The organism is Acetobacterium sp. MES1 (assembly GCF_002237635.1).
GTDB lineage: Bacteria > Bacillota > Clostridia > Eubacteriales > Eubacteriaceae > Acetobacterium > Acetobacterium wieringae.
Genome location: NZ_MJUY01000036.1, coordinates 1 through 17,355, shown reverse-complemented (window position 1 = coordinate 17,355; position 17,355 = coordinate 1). Strand labels below are relative to the sequence as shown.

At 39.8% G+C, this 17,355-nt stretch carries 19 protein-coding genes, 1 pseudogene and 2 riboswitches; of the genes and pseudogenes, 17 read left to right on the top strand and 3 right to left on the bottom strand.

Going from position 1 to position 17,355, the window contains the following annotated elements:
* Positions 1 to 5: 5 nt before the first annotated feature.
* The 3 genes from BI182_RS10650 to BI182_RS10640 all read left to right on the top strand — a co-directional run bounded on the left by BI182_RS10650 (position 6) and on the right by BI182_RS10640 (position 4,813).
* Positions 6 to 395, top strand: a complete 390-nt coding sequence (locus BI182_RS10650) for a VOC family protein (RefSeq protein ID WP_286807803.1) — start codon at positions 6 to 8, stop codon at positions 393 to 395.
* 201 nt (positions 396 to 596) lie between these two features.
* Entirely contained in the window at positions 597 to 1,763 is a 1,167-nt protein-coding gene (locus BI182_RS10645) for an MFS transporter (RefSeq protein WP_286807802.1), read from the top strand.
* A gap of 89 nt (positions 1,764 to 1,852) precedes the next feature.
* Positions 1,853 to 4,813, top strand: coding sequence for an EAL domain-containing protein (locus tag BI182_RS10640; RefSeq protein ID WP_286807801.1), 2,961 nt, complete (start codon positions 1,853 to 1,855; stop codon positions 4,811 to 4,813).
* A gap of 71 nt (positions 4,814 to 4,884) precedes the next feature.
* On the opposite strand, the gene BI182_RS10635 is transcribed toward BI182_RS10640, so the two are convergent.
* Together BI182_RS10635 and BI182_RS10630 are read right to left on the bottom strand one after the other, a co-directional pair.
* Complete coding sequence (locus tag BI182_RS10635; protein ID WP_286807800.1) at positions 4,885 to 5,442, bottom strand: DUF3793 family protein; 558 nt, start codon at positions 5,440 to 5,442, stop codon at positions 4,885 to 4,887.
* 2 nt (positions 5,443 to 5,444) lie between these two features.
* Positions 5,445 to 5,777, bottom strand: coding sequence for a DUF2325 domain-containing protein (locus BI182_RS10630; protein ID WP_148637140.1), 333 nt, complete (start codon positions 5,775 to 5,777; stop codon positions 5,445 to 5,447).
* A gap of 485 nt (positions 5,778 to 6,262) precedes the next feature.
* Positions 6,263 to 6,347, top strand: a riboswitch (cyclic di-GMP riboswitch).
* A gap of 79 nt (positions 6,348 to 6,426) precedes the next feature.
* Positions 6,427 to 6,511, top strand: a riboswitch (cyclic di-GMP riboswitch).
* Positions 6,512 to 6,590: 79 nt separating this feature from the next.
* Here BI182_RS10630 and BI182_RS10625 point away from each other — a divergent pair.
* The 14 genes from BI182_RS10625 (at position 6,591) to BI182_RS10560 (ending at position 17,046) form a co-directional block, all read left to right on the top strand.
* The gene (locus BI182_RS10625; protein WP_286807799.1) at positions 6,591 to 7,268 is read left to right on the top strand and encodes a prepilin peptidase; all 678 of its coding nucleotides are present in this window, start codon (positions 6,591 to 6,593) and stop codon (positions 7,266 to 7,268) included.
* A 56-nt stretch (positions 7,269 to 7,324) separates the two neighbouring features.
* Complete coding sequence (locus BI182_RS10620) at positions 7,325 to 7,492, top strand: Flp family type IVb pilin (RefSeq protein ID WP_084633732.1); 168 nt, start codon at positions 7,325 to 7,327, stop codon at positions 7,490 to 7,492.
* Between the two features lie 52 nt (positions 7,493 to 7,544).
* Positions 7,545 to 7,712, top strand: coding sequence for a Flp family type IVb pilin (locus BI182_RS10615; RefSeq protein ID WP_148637142.1), 168 nt, complete (start codon positions 7,545 to 7,547; stop codon positions 7,710 to 7,712).
* Positions 7,713 to 7,768: 56 nt separating this feature from the next.
* Positions 7,769 to 7,936, top strand: a complete 168-nt coding sequence (locus BI182_RS10610; protein WP_148637096.1) for a Flp family type IVb pilin — start codon at positions 7,769 to 7,771, stop codon at positions 7,934 to 7,936.
* 173 nt (positions 7,937 to 8,109) lie between these two features.
* Positions 8,110 to 8,520 carry a TadE/TadG family type IV pilus assembly protein gene (locus BI182_RS10605; protein WP_187389198.1) on the top strand — a complete coding sequence of 137 codons (411 nt, stop codon included), beginning with the start codon at positions 8,110 to 8,112 and terminating at the stop codon, positions 8,518 to 8,520.
* Positions 8,521 to 9,555 (top strand): pilus assembly protein TadG-related protein, encoded by a 1,035-nt coding sequence (locus tag BI182_RS10600; RefSeq protein ID WP_070372222.1) that lies wholly within the window; start codon positions 8,521 to 8,523, stop codon positions 9,553 to 9,555. It begins immediately after the preceding gene.
* A gap of 68 nt (positions 9,556 to 9,623) precedes the next feature.
* Positions 9,624 to 10,295: a Flp pilus assembly protein CpaB gene (gene cpaB, locus BI182_RS10595; RefSeq protein WP_228879719.1), complete on the top strand. Its 672-nt coding sequence runs from the start codon at positions 9,624 to 9,626 to the stop codon at positions 10,293 to 10,295.
* A 75-nt stretch (positions 10,296 to 10,370) separates the two neighbouring features.
* Complete coding sequence (locus tag BI182_RS10590) at positions 10,371 to 11,504, top strand: CpaE/TadZ family protein (RefSeq protein WP_286807798.1); 1,134 nt, start codon at positions 10,371 to 10,373, stop codon at positions 11,502 to 11,504.
* 30 nt (positions 11,505 to 11,534) lie between these two features.
* A complete protein-coding gene (locus BI182_RS10585; RefSeq protein ID WP_070372219.1) occupies positions 11,535 to 12,878 on the top strand; it encodes a TadA family conjugal transfer-associated ATPase in 1,344 nt (447 codons plus the stop codon).
* Between the two features lie 23 nt (positions 12,879 to 12,901).
* Positions 12,902 to 13,834 (top strand): type II secretion system F family protein, encoded by a 933-nt coding sequence (locus BI182_RS10580; protein WP_286807797.1) that lies wholly within the window; start codon positions 12,902 to 12,904, stop codon positions 13,832 to 13,834.
* 33 nt (positions 13,835 to 13,867) lie between these two features.
* Entirely contained in the window at positions 13,868 to 14,782 is a 915-nt protein-coding gene (locus BI182_RS10575; protein ID WP_286807796.1) for a type II secretion system F family protein, read from the top strand.
* Positions 14,783 to 14,794: 12 nt separating this feature from the next.
* Positions 14,795 to 15,142 carry a DUF192 domain-containing protein gene (locus BI182_RS10570; RefSeq protein ID WP_286807795.1) on the top strand — a complete coding sequence of 116 codons (348 nt, stop codon included), beginning with the start codon at positions 14,795 to 14,797 and terminating at the stop codon, positions 15,140 to 15,142.
* 21 nt (positions 15,143 to 15,163) lie between these two features.
* Positions 15,164 to 15,955, top strand: coding sequence for a hypothetical protein (locus tag BI182_RS10565; protein WP_286807794.1), 792 nt, complete (start codon positions 15,164 to 15,166; stop codon positions 15,953 to 15,955).
* A 224-nt stretch (positions 15,956 to 16,179) separates the two neighbouring features.
* The gene (locus tag BI182_RS10560) at positions 16,180 to 17,046 is read left to right on the top strand and encodes a universal stress protein (RefSeq protein ID WP_148637088.1); all 867 of its coding nucleotides are present in this window, start codon (positions 16,180 to 16,182) and stop codon (positions 17,044 to 17,046) included.
* Positions 17,047 to 17,145: 99 nt separating this feature from the next.
* Here the strand turns inward: BI182_RS10560 and BI182_RS10555 are convergent.
* Positions 17,146 to 17,355, bottom strand: a pseudogene (locus BI182_RS10555) (group II intron reverse transcriptase/maturase); the annotation flags it as partial.

Here is a 17,355-nt window from a genome sequence, read left to right as displayed (position 1 = left end):
TTATGATGGGAAACTACAAAATGGCACATACAATGATTCGGGTATTGGATTTAAACCGCTCTCTGGCGTTTTACAAAGAAGCTCTGGGATTTGAGGAAGTACGACGACGGGACGAACCAACCTATGAGTTTACGCTGGTGTTTTTAGGCGATGGCAGTCCCAACGGTCATCAGTTGGAACTGACCTACAACTATGGTCAGGTGGCTCCCTATGATTTGGGCACTGCCTACGGTCATTTAGCCGTCGTGGTTGATGATCTTGAAGCATCCTGGGCCGCGCACGACGCAAAGGGCTACCAACCCACTGAGCCAAAAGGTTTAAGTGGTGATGGTAAACCCCGTTATTATTTTATTACTGACCCGGACGGCTATAAAATTGAAATCATCCGGAAGTAAAAGTTTGCCATGATAAGAGAGGGAGTACCTCTCTTTTTTTTAACTAATTTCTGGTTAAGTGAAAGGGGGCTATGAAAAACGATTGTCATCATCCGAAATGAAAAGCATTATCAGGCTAGAACCTTCGAATATTTGATCCTATCGGGGGTAAGAATTATATTAAAATACTATTCTAATTTGTACTGAGATATGGAGTCGCAATTGGAGAAAAAACGAATCAAACTGGCTATTTTATCAGTTGCATCACTTTTAATGATATCAATGACCGCTTCTGCCATTCTTGCCGATATCGAACAGCATTACCCCAATGTGTCAGAAACCATGATTCAAATGGTTTTGACCCTACCGGCGTTATTGGGGGTGATTTTTGCATTTGCTGCAGGTCCACTCTCAATGCGGATCTCAAAAAAGAGTCTTGTGATTTTTAGTCTAACTTGCGGGCTCTCTGGTGGATTGATGGGATTGATACTGGGGCCGCTGGCGATTGAATATTTATGGCTTTCCAGTGTTTTGATTGGTGTCGGTCAAGGAATTAATGCAACAATAACTCTGGCCTTAATCACCGTTTATTTTTCTGGCGAAGAAAGCGGGGCGATGATGGGACTCCAATCGGCTTTTCTTAATGGCGGTAGTATGGTGCTGTTGTTTACTTCCGGTTTGCTGGCTAATATAAAATGGAATGGAGCTTATCTGGTTTATCTGGCTTTTCTACCGGTTCTTGTGATTGTCATAAAATATTTGCCCCATGATCAGCCGCTTCCAGCGACCCAACTAAAAGCAAGAAATCGTACTGAAAAACTAAATGGTACCGTCTATTTTATTGCCCTGATCATCTTTTTATTTGGCAGCTGCTTTTTTGTTTTTCAGACTAACATAGCGCTGCTGGTGGTGAGCAAGGGCTATGGGGATGCGACGCTTAGCGGTATCATCAACACCCTGATATCAGCAGCCGGAATGATCACCGGTTTTCGTTACAGCCATATCATCTACCGCCTAAAAACAATGACAATAACCGTCGGAATCGCAGTTGTGGGACTGGGGATGAGCCTAATATTTTTTCTGGGATCGTTAGTCAGTATCTGTGTTGCCGCTCTTTTTATCGGATTTGGAATTGGTGTTGTTATGCCAACAGGAATTTATCTGGCCGCCAACGCAGTAAGAAAAGAGAATCAATCCACTGCCATTGCATTGGTAACGGCAGCGGTCAATTTAGGAATGTTTGTCTCACCCTTAATCTTTGATTGGATATCGCTCCAGATCCCTGACAGTGATATAAGTATCAAGTTTATGATCGCATCACTTTGCTTGCTGCTATTGGCAGTAGTATTTGCAATGAGTCGTCGATTTGTTTTAAATAAGCCGCAATAGAATTATGCATCGTATCGAAGTTTAGAAATTATCAAATCCTTATCTGTACCGGATTCGTACGAATTGATCGAAGTAAAGGAGAGCTCACCATGAGAAATCATTTAAAAAAAATCACCATTACAGCAATATGGGGAGTTGTTTTTACGAGCCTGGTTTTATTGTTCTGTTTTCCAATGATTGGCCATGCCCTTAATGAGAATAAGCGGGTGTTGTTTATCAGTTCATACAGTGAGAATTTTCCAACGGTTCCGCTGCAAATTAAGGGGATTCAGTCTGCGCTTGATGAGAAAGTTAGTCTGGATATTGAATATATGGATACTAAGCGGCTGGATACTGTGGAGAATAAACAACTGTTTTATGAAAATCTTGCTTATAAATTAAAAAATCTGCCGCCCTATGACGCCGTGCTCGTTGGGGATGATAATGCCCTGCAGTTTATGATCGATTATCACGACACGCTGTTTCCCCAAATACCAGTGGTGTTTTTCGGAATCAATGACTTCGACCGGGGAAAGTCAGCAGCCGAAAGCCCTTACTTTACCGGAATGTTCGAAAAATTTTCAATGGTCGAAACGATTAAAATCGCCCATAAATTCAATCCTAAAGCTTCCCAAGTTATTGGTATTGTGGACTCATCACTGACCGGTCAAGGTGATCAGGGGCAATTTCTGGCCACTCAAAGTGAATTCGATAATCTTGATTTTCGGGTCTTAAACGTATCAGACTATACCTTTGCTGAGTTTGGGGAAATTCTTAAAAATTTGGATAACGATGCAATTCTTTTATACCTGAGTATGAATCAGGACAAAAACGGTGTTGTCAAGGACTTAAGCGATCAGTATCAATTTTTAAAAGATAATACCAGCATACCGGTCTATCGAACCAGTATCGGCGGAATTGGTGACGGCATATTGGGCGGAAAACTGATTGATTATGAGGCCTTTGGACGGATCTCCGGTAATTTGATCATGGATATATTGAATGGCAAGTCCGTGGAATCAATGGGTCTTATTGAGGATACGCCCTATTACTATATATTTGATTATGATCTCATTAAAAAATTCAATATTCCCGAGTCGCTAATTCCCCAAAATGCTGTTTTAATTAACAAAGAACCCTCACCACTGGAAAAATATCGAGAAATTTTTGTTAGTATTGGGGTTCTAATACTCTTTCTTTTGATTGTTTCATTAATTCTTATCGTCGATAATTTAAAACGGCGTACCATTCAAAAACAATTACAAGAAAGTTATGAGCGACTGAAAATAAGCAATGATCATCTAGAAAAAACAGAAGACAAATTGAGAACACAGTATGAGGTCATTGAAAAAAGTCTCAAAGAGGTCGGTATCCTGAATCAGAAATATGCCATTGCTACAGAAATTACAAATAGTGCAGTTTGGGAATTGGATTTAGATACCAACGAAATTCTAATATCTGATAACTTTTCTAATGTCAGTCGAATCCTTAATGAAAACGAAAAATTTGAAGATTTATTGAGTCGATTAACCGATCCGGAACACAAAAACAGATTATTATACGAAATACAGTCGTATTGCACTGGGCGTAAAAATGAGATTGATATTCAGATCCCCATTAACGATGAGGATAATAAAGTAAAATGGATACTATTCCGGGGCAGAGGAATAGCCCAGGGAAATGGTGTTATTAAACAAATTCATGGAATTCTTATGGATACGACACGAATGAAGGAACAGGAAGATTATATTGAATACCTTGCGACCCATGATTTTTTAACCGATTTGCCAAATCGAATGAGTTTTTTAGAAAAACTCTCGGATGCACTGGACTCTGGTAAACCTGGAGCCGTTTTATTGTTTGATATCGATAACTTTAAAGCGATCAATGATACCCAGGGACACGTTTATGGTGATGAGATCTTAAAAATGATTGCCCATCGACTCAGTAACATTTCCAATGAAAAGACGTTTATTTCCCGTTTCGGCGGTGATGAATTCCTGATTTTAATGAAAAATATTAATGGAACCCAGGAAGTTGAAAAATTCGCTCAAACTACAAAAGCAGCCTTTGATAAAGCATTTGTACTCAACGGCAAAGCCAATAATATCAATATCAGTATGGGCTTAACCTGTTTTCCGGAAGACAGTTGTGACATCAATCAAATTATAATGAATGCCGATACAGCGATGTATCATGTTAAACATAGCGGTAAAAACAACTACATCTTTTATTACTCTGAAATGAAAGACATTATAAATACCCGAATCGAAATAGAAGCGATTATTCGAGAAGCCTTAGAAACAGATGGCTTCAAACTTCTCTATCAGCCGCAAGTCGACTTGTGCTCAGCTCAAATCCATGGGTTCGAAGCATTATTGCGATTAAAAGATCATAATATCCAACCAGATCAATTTATCCCAGTTGCAGAAGATACTGGGCTGATTATTAATATTGGGCGTTGGGTAGCTAAATCTGCGATTGAACAATTTGCGAAGTGGCGAGATATGGGGTTCGGAGAAAAAATAATTGCGATTAATTATTCCAGTAAACAATTGAAGGATAAAAATTTTATCGCATATCTGGGGCAACTCATAACGACTCATGCAGTTAAACCAGAAATGATTGAAATCGAAATTACAGAAAGCATTCTGCTGGAGAATGATACTGAAACGATGTCTTTTTTGCAGGGATTAAAAGATGCTGGTTTCAAAATCGCCCTGGATGACTTTGGTACCGGCTATTCGTCTCTGAATTACCTGACATATATACCAGTGGATAAGGTTAAATTGGATAAATCCATCAATGAAAAGTTTCTAAACCTCAAAAACAATCAGGTCATGGATAGTCTAATTTCATTGGCACATAGTCTAAAACTGGAAATCACCGCAGAGGGAATCGAGGATTGGAATCAATATTGGCAATTAAAGCGTGGCGGTTGTGACTATATTCAGGGATATCTTTTTAGCAAACCACTGGATTCAGCCGCGGCAGAAAATATTTTTAATCATTTCTTTGAAATAGACGATGAAAATAAACCCGTAAACGACCTAATTAACCCATTTTTTTAAAAAGTCCATCCATTTTTGCAATATCAGATGGATGGACTTTTAAAAAACAATCACAATAGTTCAATTTTTAGTTATGCAGCAACAGTCAATCTCATCAGGGATGATCCACTGAGCAATCGTTGATAGTAAGCTTGCGTACATTTTTTATATTTGTTGAAAAGTTTGATTGTTTCGTTTTCATTGCAATACACTTTCCAGCAACCACAATATTTACAGTTTTTTCCTTCATGCTCGATAAATCCCTGAACATCTTCAAACGGATAACTTAAAAACAAGCCAATCTCGTGAGGGAATTCACTGGAATTTTGAATCCGTTTAGATAAAAATTCCAGGCAAGACTTCAAATCATCGGTATGATAGCCAATATTCTGAAGAAAGCTGTCCACCCGGGGACATGAAAAATCTTTAAGCAGTCGACTTTCACGATAAACATAAATTAAAACCCGACTGGCATTTATCCTCAGTACCTCCAGATAGACACCACGAGCATTCAACATATCATTACACTGATCCAGCTGCTCTGCGAGTTGGCAATAGCTGGTAAATGGATAACTGAATAAATTACCAGTTTTCATTCCGGCCAATGTAGGCGAGCAGTGGCGTATCATTTCTCTCTCGAATTTACTCATGACTACATCTTCCGGGTCTGCGATTTTAAAACACACCCATCGCAATTCTTACATTGAGCACAATGCTCTTCCAGAATGTTTCGTAATGCAGCCAAACTGCTGCTATGTGACCGTGCCAGGGGTAAATTAAGTCTTTTTGCCTCATCGGTCGCACAGTTTACCATTTTATGAGAAACCGTCCCAGTAAATAATACAATCAAATCTGGGACGCCGATTTTCTTTTTCATCGCACCCTGCATTTGGGTGAAAACCTTAGCCCGGCAATCATATTCTTTGCATAAATCTTTATATTGATAAATCATGCGATCATTTCCGCCAATAATAACAATGCTCATTAGGTGCCCTCCATCCCCTTGTGTTAGTTATAACTAACTGATTATAACTTATCACAATTCGGAGCAGCTGTCAATTATTTTTAAATATTTATTAAGGAATTATTATTGGTTTTTATGGCTGACTACAAAGCTCATATTTAAATATTATACCGCATAAATCAACATACAGTATTTTAAGCATTGACTTTATATTGATTAACAGTTTTCGCGAAATAACATTGATCATCAAAAAAACGGCTGCAACATTAGATTATTATAATACAATTGATGATTGATAATAATATCACAAAATTGCACAACAATATTAATCAAAAGTCGAGTGATGCACAAGAAACATCGGCGCATATAATGAATATCTTATATTTAATGTCAGTAGTAATCTAAAGTATTTTGAGCAAAATATTACTGCTGCAAATATAATAAAAAAAATAATTCGCAAAATATTCACTTGACAATTGATAATATATGCCTTATCATGATGCCAATAGAATATTTAGCAAACTTATCGAAAGGTAAGGACGCAAAGCTTTAGGGTCTAAGTAATTATTTATATGACAGCCAGTTGCACAACCACATTTTTTAATGATGATTATAATGCAACGTGTCAATGCGTTGTTTTTTTATTCTATACGATTCAGTTATTGGTCAATTTAATATTTGGCAAACTTATCGAAAGGTAAGGACGCAAAGCTATAGGGTCTAAATAAGTATTTATATGACAGCCAGTTGCAGATTATAGGTGTATTTAATTCGCCTTAATTGCAACGAGTAAATCGTTGCTTTTTTATTGCAAAAAACGAATGGAGGATACTGATGGATCAATTACTGATAACTGCAGAAGTTTTTATGATTGGAGCAGTGACTGGCGTATTAATGAAAGAAGCGACTGATTATTTAGTCAGACAGCGAGTCAAGACCTTGACTAACCATCAGTTGTCCGGCAATGTTACAAAAACAATCTTTTGGGCGATGCTTAACGCAACCATCTGGTTGATCTTTGTAAAGCTCAACGGACTTGAACCAAAAACATTGGAATGTATGTTGCTCTTTTCAATCTGTGTCATTCTTTCTGCTGTAGACATCAGCATTAAAAAAATCCCCAATGAGCTGGTATTAATGACGATATTCGTGGGCGGTGCCTTCATCATTACCGGGCAACCGATTGCCAGTATTGGAATGAATATCTTTGGTTTAGTAATTGGTTTTATTATATTCTTTTTACCAGCAATAATTGGAAAGGGCGCTGGTTGGGGAGACGTAAAATATGCCGCTGCGGTTGGTTTTTGTTTGGGTGTTTATGGAATAATTTCTGCGATTATGATAATGACTTTCTTTCTGATGATCTATACAGCATACCTGATCATTAGACGAAAAGGTAATTTGAAATCAAAGGTTGCCCTGGGACCGTTTATGGCTTCCAGTTTTGTATCCGTATTAATTTTAAATTTTAACAACACAAATTATCTGATAGATTTTGGAATGTTGTTTTAAACCAAGGCAAACTTGGTATCGATTACGTAAAATTTATTAAAAAGGGAGAAGAAAAAATGAAAAACGGATTATCACGCATGATCAGAGAAGAAGATGGACAGGGCATGGTTGAATATGGCTTAATTATCGCCGGGATTGCATTGGCTGCCATTGCCGCCATTTGGTTATTGGGACCCCAAATCGGGCAAATGTTTACAGATATCGGCACTCAGTTAGCAGCATAATGATTCTAATTAGTTTGACTAACAAATATAAAATATTGAAGGAGAAACTGAAATGAAAAATCAATTGATGCACATGATCAGAGAAGAAGACGGACAGGGTATGGTTGAGTATGGTTTGATTATTGCCGGGATTGCATTGGCTGCCATTGCTGCCATCTGGTTACTGGGTCCACAAATTGGTCAGTTCTTTACCGATATCGGTACTCAATTAGCGGCTTAAACGATAATAGATCAATAGAAATTTATCGAAGATACTAATTAAAAGGAGTAAATAAAATGAAAAACGTATTATCACGCATGATTAGAGAAGAAGATGGACAGGGTATGGTTGAGTATGGTTTGATTATTGCCGGGATTGCATTGGCTGCCATTGCTGCCATCTGGTTACTGGGCCCTCAAATCGGTCAATTCTTTACGGATATCGGAACCCAATTAGCAGCATAAAGCCTATAGGTAGTTATTGTGTTTACTGTGAAGAAACCAGTGGCATATTGGCAACGTCAAAGTGGAGATTTCTGCCGGACGTAATCAATATGCCTTTTTTAATCGGCTAAACGATCTGCTCCAGTTACAGTTAAATAAATCAGATCTTCAGGATGAATGATCAGGGAGGAAACATGTTTGCAAACATAATCAAACGGATAAAAAAAGAAGACGGGCAAGCAATTGTTGAGCTTGCTATCACCCTGCCAATTTTGATTATGATTTTGTGCGCAATTATCGATTTTGGTTGGCTGTTTATGAATCAGAACAGTATTGATTATGCCGCAAGAGAAGGCGCACGCTATGCAATCGTTCATTCAACCAGTAAGACAGCAATTGAAGAGCATATTCGGACAATTGCTCCTGAGAACATTGCCGACACTGTAGACATCAGCATCACGTTTACAAATACATCAAACCCCCGTCTTGGTGATGTAATCATCGTTATCAGCGATGATGTGAATATATTGACTCCAATTGTTGGTGTTTTTGTTCAGGGTGAAACCATGAATCTTTCTTCATCCTGTACCATGAAGGTGGAGTAAATGAGACAGATAATGAACTTATTAAAAAAATTTCCCTATAGACAGATAAAAAAATCCGAACAAGGTGATGCGTTGATTATTGTGGCCGTTTCGATGGTATTTATTATGGGAATGCTGGCATTGGTAATCGATCTGGGGTTGGCGTTTTTAAGTACTGGAGAACAGCAAAAAGCTGCGGATGCAGCCGTATATTCATCCGGGCGGTTACTACCCATCGAAACGGGAAACACCACCAAGGTCAATCAGATTAAAGAGAGTGCCATTAATTATGCCGATCTTAATGGTTTTCCGGATTTAACGCCTGAGGATGTCATTCTGGGGAAAATCAGTAATGGTCAATATACTGAAATTCGTGTTACTGTTGATAATACGGTACCGATGTATTTTGCCAAAATATTTGGAGTCGATTATTTGGACCTTACCCGAACGGCTGTGGCAAAACTGTCGCCAGTTATCAGAACCACTGGGGTGGCACCAATTGGCTTGACGAAAGAGGAAATGGAATTAAGGTTGGCCAGCAATAACCTGACGCACGTAACTTTGAAATACGGGGAAAAAAATGTTTGGAGCGATTCCCCATCCTTTTTTGGAGCACTTGATCTCGATGGCCAAGGAGGGGGGGCCAGCGATTATCGGATTTGGATTACCCAGGGTTATGCCGGTGAAATCAGTGTTGGTGATGTTCTCTTAAAAGAAATGGGAAACATGGAAGGACCTACTTTTCAGGGCTTTGATGAACGTTACAACGGTTGTACCCATTTTGGTGCGCTCAGCGGCGGTGTTGGCTGCACTACTGATAATTTCGAACCGACATGCCCGAGAATTGTCAAGGTGCCCATTTACTCGTATACGGTTGATAAACAAACCGTTGTAGTGGAGGGATTTGCCGCGTTTCTTCTGGAAAATCAAACTGATAAAGGTGAAATCACTGGTTCATTCTTAAATATGGTGTCAAATGGCGCTTCTTCTGGAAGTAACGTCGGGGAAGGAACCGATGGGGATTTTGGATTATATAATTTGATCCTTTCCGAATAATTAATAATTACCGGTATTTTGGGTAAATACCATTTATAAACCCATTAATCAGTTGAATGGAGAAATCGATGAAAAAACTCGTAATAATTGCATTGATCGTATCGGTGATCACCGGATTTGCAGTTTTTCAATTTGCAATCTCTCTGCAAAAAGGCAAAGACCAGGCGACACAGCCCGTTGTTTTGGCAACTCAAGCCATTCCCAAAGGAACCGTCATTGAAAAAGAGATGCTAACAACCGAAGAAGTACCAATTGAGATGGTTCACCAACTGTCAATTGCCAATCCGGAGGATGTTCTGGGGCGTATCACCAAGGAGAACATTGAGGCCAATGAACAGATCCTGACCAGTCGTTTAAGTGATACCAATCAGGAAAATAATAATTTATCCTACGCCATTGAACCAAATTATCGGGCCCTGACCATTCTGGTCGATGAAGAAAAAGGGGTAGGTGGATATTTAGTCAAGGGAGATCGTGTTGATCTTGTCACTATTTGGATCACAAAAGAAAATGGTGTCGTTTCACAATATGTTGTCGAGAATATCGAAATCCTGGAAATTGGCCCAATAAGCACTGGCGACAAAGGCGGGGAATACACCTCAGTAACGGTATCGGTACCAGCAACTGAGGTCGAGAAAGTTACCTATGCGCTGTCAATCGATCAAACACCGAAGTATCGTCTGGTACTCCGCTCACCAGTTGACAAGGCCATTTTGGGTCCAAAGCCGTTCATGCCTTAATCTAATTCGGCAATAAATAATAATTCATATATTATAGAAAAAAATGGGGTAAACGCCATAGAAAAGATAAAGGTAATGATTGTCGGAAATAATGACAATCGGATCTATGAAATTAAAAGCCTGCTTCGCAGTGACAGCGTGGCATTTATCGGTTTCTCAAAACAGGATGAAAATGTTCTGGAGAAAGCCATCAGTTTGAAACCCCATGTGCTGATTATTCAATGTGAAGATGACTACAAAGCAGCCATCGATTTGGCTGAAAAAATATATATCCGAATTCCCGGATGTGCAGTAATTCTTATCTGTGACAGTTTTGATGTAAGCATGATCGAAAAAGTCATGTTGGCCGGGATCCGCAAAGTACTACAGTTCCCCATTGATGCTGAAACGTTACAGGAAAACATCGAATTGGCTCATTACATGGAAAAATCCCGTTTGGAAAATGCGGATATCACGGCATCCAATAATATGCAATCCCGGATTATCACGGTATTTGGTGCCAAAGGCGGGATTGGCAAGACAACCATTGCCATAAATTTAGCGGTATCGCTGGCAAAAATGGGTAAAAAGGTCGCGGTAATCGATGCTGATCTCCAATTTGGCGATGTCAATGTTTACTTTGATATTGACCCTAAGGATACAATTTCCGAATTATCCCAGGGCAACGATGCTGGTGATATTGACGCCATCAAACGGATGATGGCCTTGCATTTTTCTGGGGTCAGCATTGTCTGTGCCCCCAAAAGCCCCGAATATGCCGAATATGTAACCCCTAAAAACATCGAAACCATGATTAATACCATGCGGCCCTTTTATGACTATATTCTGATTGATACCGCACCGGTGTTTAGTGACATTACCATGGCAGCCATCGAGAATTCAAACTTGGTGCTGCTGGTTACTGTTCAGGATATCTCAACCTTGCGCAATACCAAAATTACTCTTAATATTCTAGAGTCCCTGCAACAGAAAGAAAAAACAGAACTGGTGATCAATCGGTTAACAAAGGGATTGATCAGCTTAAAAGATATGCAGCGGGTGTTAAATGAACCAGTTAAGAACACCATCGTTTTTGATTTCAAGACAGCAACGACTGCTCATAATAAGGGAATCCCCATTGTCTTGGACGCACCGAAGTCGGAAATTAGCAAAAACCTAAAAAAGCTGGCGCAATATATCGTCAATACCATTGACCATCGAGTTAGTTAAAAAGAAAGAATCGATAAAAGAGGTAAAAAAATGGGACTGCTGGAAAGAATGGAACAACAACGGCTGGGACAAAAAGACAAGGCCCAGGAAGAAGGGAAAAAAGACATTATCCATGTTGATATTCATCAGGATCTGAAAAATCGGGTTCATCAGGAAGTAATTAATGAAATCAATAGCAGTAAGGTTGACACGGTCGGCAAAGAAAATCCCATCGAAATCCTGCGAATCCTGGAAAATGTCATGGCGGTTGAAGCGGAAAATGTCAACCGCCTGGATCGCAGCCGTATTACCGAAGAATTACTCAATGAGATTATCGGCTATGGACCGCTGGAAGTGCTTTTAAATGATCCGGATATTTCCGAGATCATGGTTAACGGTTATAACCGGGTCTATATTGAAAAAAAAGGGAAGATTCAATTATCGCCGGTGGTTTTCAAGGACAATCAGCATGTGATGAACGTGATTGACCGGATTGTATCTTCGGTAGGCCGTCACATCGATGAGTCCAGTCCGATGGTCGATGCCCGGTTAAAAGATGGTTCCCGGGTCAACGTGGTGATTCCACCGCTTTCTCTGGTCGGGCCGGTTATTACCATTCGAAAATTCTCCAAAAAACCAATTACCACTGATCAATTATTGGGTTTTGGATCAATATCAAAAAAAATGCTGTCGTTTTTGGAAGCCTGTGTTAAGGGCAAACTGAATATTATTGTATCCGGTGGAACCGGCAGCGGGAAAACAACCATGCTCAATGTGCTTTCCAGCTTTATTCCGGATAACGAACGGATTATCACCATTGAGGATTCGGCCGAACTGCGGCTGTTACAGGATCATGTGATTACCCTGGAAAGTCGGCCATCCAATCTGGAAGGACGAGGAAAGGTCTCAATTCGGGAACTGGTCGTCAATGCCCTGCGAATGCGGCCGGATCGGATCATTGTCGGAGAGGTTCGTTCGGCAGAAACCATCGATATGCTTCAGGCTATGAACACCGGCCATGACGGTTCATTGACCACCATTCATGCCAATTCACCAAGAGACTCCCTGTCCCGTATCGAGACGATGGTTTTGATGTCCGGGATGGATTTACCCTTGCGGGCAATCCGGGATCAGACGACCTCAGCCATTGATATCATCATCCAGCAATCCCGACTCCGGGATGGAACCCGAAAGGTTGTTAATATTACGGAGGTTACGGGGCTTGAAGGGGATGTCATTGTTATGCAGGATATTTTCAGCTATGAAATGACCGGACAATTGGACACCGATGGAAAATTCAAAGGGCGCTTTAAAAGCATGGGGATCAAACCCCGTTGTTTAGAGAAAATTGCTCATAATGGTGTGATGATTAATGATGATTGGTTCATCGAGTAAATGAGTTTATATGGAGTAATGCAATGAATGCGATCATCGTCACCTTTTTAATCATGCTGACCGTATTTTTTCTGGTATTGCTGTTGCTTTACGCCATTTCGGCGGATCAACGCCAGATGCAAAAGCGGTTTAACGGCCTGACTAGCCTGAGTGCCACCGACTTGACAAATTTTAAAAAAACCCGAAAAAGTCGGGAAAAGTCCAAACACAAGGTGCTTAAAAAATTGGAAAATGATTTGTCAATGTCTGGTATTCTGATCAGACCTTCCGAATTTCTGCTGCTTTGGATTGGTTTGGCGATGATTCCCTCAACCCTAGTGTTTATGCTGGGCGGGAATATTATCTTTTCAATTATCTTACTGCTATTTGGGCTATTGGTTCCGCCGCTTTATGTGAATAAAAAACGGGTAACTCGAGTCGAACTGTTTGAACAGCAACTAATTGATGCCATCAGCATCATGAGCAGTTGTTTGAAAGCTGGTCTCACCTTTCAGCAGGCGTTAGTCAGCATTTCAACTGAAATGCCAAACCCCATTTCGGAAGAATTTGGCCGGGTTGTTAAGGAATTAAAATTAGGTAGTTCCATTGAAACGTCCTTAACCCGGCTATCAGATAAAATCGGCAGTCAGAATTTCATGATGATTGTGTCAGCAATTCTGATACAGCGCCAGACCGGCGGGAATCTCTCAGAAATTCTAACCAATATTTCGGGTACCATCAAAGAACGGTTTAAAATAAAAAATGAGATCAAAGTATTGACAGCAACTGCCAGAACCTCAGGTCTTGTGGTGGGTTTAATGCCCTTGGTAATTATTCTTGTGTTTTTGTTATTTAATCCCGATTATGTAACCATATTCTTTGAATCCAATCTCGGTATTGCCATGGTAGTCATTGCCATTGTCATGGAAGTAATTGGCTACTTGATTATCCGAAGAATCGTCAACATAAAATTTTGACGATTAAATGCGTAAAGAAATGAGGTGACGCAGATGTTTTTTTTGGTGATCAGTGTTTCAGCACTGATTTTTATCCTGATTCTAATCATCTTTTACAATCAGGCAAGCATTGCCGATACCAAAAGGAAAAGACTCGGTTCGATTAAGAAAAGAAATAAAAACGATCTTGATGATGAGTTTGAGAAACCTTTTTTTCAACGGGTCATTCTGCCCATTTACCAATCGTTAATTAAAAAAATATCATCGCTGTTTCCTAAAAAAGGGAGTGCCACAAATAAAAAAACCGAGACAAATCTCAGACTCGCCGGACTTCAACTTGCCGTCAATGAATACAATGCGATCCGGATTATTGTTTTTGGTGGCTTTTTTATTGGCGCGTTTTTTGTAACTTTGTTCACCCGCTGGAATATTTTAAATGAATTATTATTCGTTTTCGTCTGTATGTTATTGGGGATTATCGCACCGGTTGTTTTTTTGAAACTCAAAATAAATAAACGTCAGGGGGCTATTTCCAATGAATTGCCGGATATTATGGATATCCTTTGTGTCACCATGGAAGCAGGACTGGGTTTTGATTCGGCGCTTATTAAAATTGGCGAGCGTTTAAGTGGCGTTCTGGTTACCGAACTGAATATTGTTCATTCTGAAATTAACTATGGAAAGCCCCGTAAAGATGCCCTCAAGAGCTTAGCTGATCGTAATTCGGTTGAAGAATTAAAAACCTTTGTTGGTTCAATTATTCAGGCTGAACAATTGGGAATTCCCATCAATCATGTCTTAAAAGCGCAATCCGAAGAATTGCGGATAAAAAGAAGACAACGAGCCGAAGAAAAAGCCATGAAAGCACCAGTCAAAATGATGATCCCTCTGGTATTTTTCGTTCTTCCGGTACTGTTTATCGTTCTTTTGGGGCCAACAATTTTACAACTTGTTAAACAGTTTGGTTAAGGGGTATAATAGATGAAAACATGTCGTATTTTAAAGAATGATACACTCCTGTTTAGTGAAATGCTAGTCGCAGATCGCTTCATCACCCGATTGGTCGGTTTATTAAGAACCCCCGGATTAGCTGATAACCAGGGACTCTTACTGAAAAATTGCAATCAGGTTCATACCTTTGGGATGAAATTTCCGATTGATGTGATCTTTATCTCAAAAGATGGCGAGATCCTGCATCTGGAAGACGACATGGGGCCAGGAAAAGTCAGTCCCCATGTTAAAAATGCATACTGGGTACTGGAGCTTAAATCGGGCTCCTGTCAAAAATATCACTTAGAAATCCATCAGCGTCTTATCGTCAGTCAATAATTTAGAAAGGTATGATTAATCATGGCAAAAAAATCCGAACAACTAACCTTAGATGAGCTCAGAGATAAGTCAGTAAAATCAAAAACAAAATTATCTTTTGGAAAAGAAATGGGCGGATACAACAAAAAACAGGTCACCAAGTATATTGACAATCTAACCGATAGCTTAAGCAGTGCTGAGGAGTCCTTTAATAATCGACTTGAAGAATACGCTGCCATGATAACGATGTTAAAACAGGAACGGGATCAATACGGCGAAATGTATAATCTCTGTAAAAGTTCAAAAGGTGAAATGGCAAATCAAATTGATGCATTAAAAAGAGAAAACGAAGAATTGAATCGCCTGGTTAATGAACTAAGTATTAACCCGGTGCCGCAACCGGTTGAAGTTATTGATACGCATCCTGGCGACGCCGCCATCAACTCACAAACTAAACTCGAAGAATACTTGAGTTATGAGCAGGAAAGCCAAGAAATGAAAGCGCAACTGGATCAGCTTAAGGCGATGGTTCGGGAGTTAAGTACTGAACTTGAAGCCTATGCCAGCACCAATCTGAGCGAGATAACACCAGCAAGCGGTTCGGCTGATCAACAGCTGCCGGAAAAGGATGTCCTAAAATATCAGTATGAGGACATTCTTAAAGAACGTCGTGCGTTAATCACTGAAAATAATCAGTTAATCAAAACGAATGAACAACTATCCGATGAAGTGATGCTCCTCAAAGCGCAAATAGCAACACTGTGGAGGAAACTGCCAATCAGAAGATTCAGCAAGCAATTTCTACGTATCAGTCAAAAACGGATGCGTTCATAAAGAATCATCAGATAACCCTGGCTAAGCTCTCAGAAAACATGATCAATTCGTTGCATCTGATCGAGACAGAGGGTGACGACTTCATAACACTAAAAAACATGTTACTGATCGATACGATTCAAAGCCAGTAAAAAATAGACACAATTTTTGATTATGCGTTTAATCAATTCGCAAAAGGTTATAAATAAAATAGTAACTTTATTTTATAATTATGGAGGATTGATATGTTTGAAAAGATAATCGTTGTTTCCGAGGTTTCCAACGCATCGAATGAGATGGTGAAATGTATCAGAAGTCTTCGTGCTCTGGGTGCGACGGAATGTTTACTGCTTCAATGTTTTAATCCCCATGACGTTGACTCTGGTGTTTCCTCCTATTTAACATCCATATTTAATGAGAACCTGAAAAATCAGTCTGAGATCCTAACTGAGCAGGGATTTACCGTAAAAACTCAAATCATTTCCGGCAATTTAAAAAGTGAAATTAATCAGATTGCCCAAGACGGTGATTACGCAGTAATTGTTGTCGGAGCTGAAAAGCACTCCATGGTAGGTGCCCTTTTTTTAGGTGGGGTTGCTTACGATATAATCTATGGTTCGACAAAACCCATCATGCTCGTTAAGGACAATCATCAGGATCAAACGGTCAGAAATTCAAATGATCAAATTGATCATATCTTGTTTCCCACCGATTTTTCGGAAAATGCCGATATTGCCTTTGAATATGTTAAAGAAATGGTCAAACAAGGTGTCAATAAGGTGACGATTTTTCATATTCAGGATGAATCCAAAATAAATCCATATCTGCTCCATCGACTGGTTGAGTTCAATGAAATAGACAATAGTCGCCTCCAGAAGCTTAAAGATGAATTGCAACTTCTCAACACAGTTGAAGTAGAAATAAAGATCCGTTACGGAGCACCCACTTCAGAGATTATTAAGTTGGTTGATGAGGAACGAATTCCCATGATTGTGATGGGCACCCAGGGGCGAGGCTTTATTAAAGAAATTTTCTTGGGCAGTGTCAGCCATAATATTGTCCGTCATGCTTCTGCATCGGTTCTTTTGATTCCTGGCAATCGGGCAGATTAGAAAATTTTAGTAAAAATCGGGTAGGAGGCTGACCATTAATTGATCAGCCGACCTCCCACACCACCGTACGTACCGTTCGGTATACGGCGGTTCCAGAGTTTACACGGTTACTTGCAGATAATAATCATAAAAATTGGGATATCCTGCCCGCTTAAGGCGATCATTCGACAGGGTTCTCAGTAGGATTGGGCTATGGGCGGTTCGCCAATAGCCTTTTCTTGTGTTTGCCCACATCCAGGCCCGTTCTTCATCCCGTCCCAATTTCTTGAGCTTGCTAAATCGGGTTTTCACTTTCTTCCAGCGTTTCCC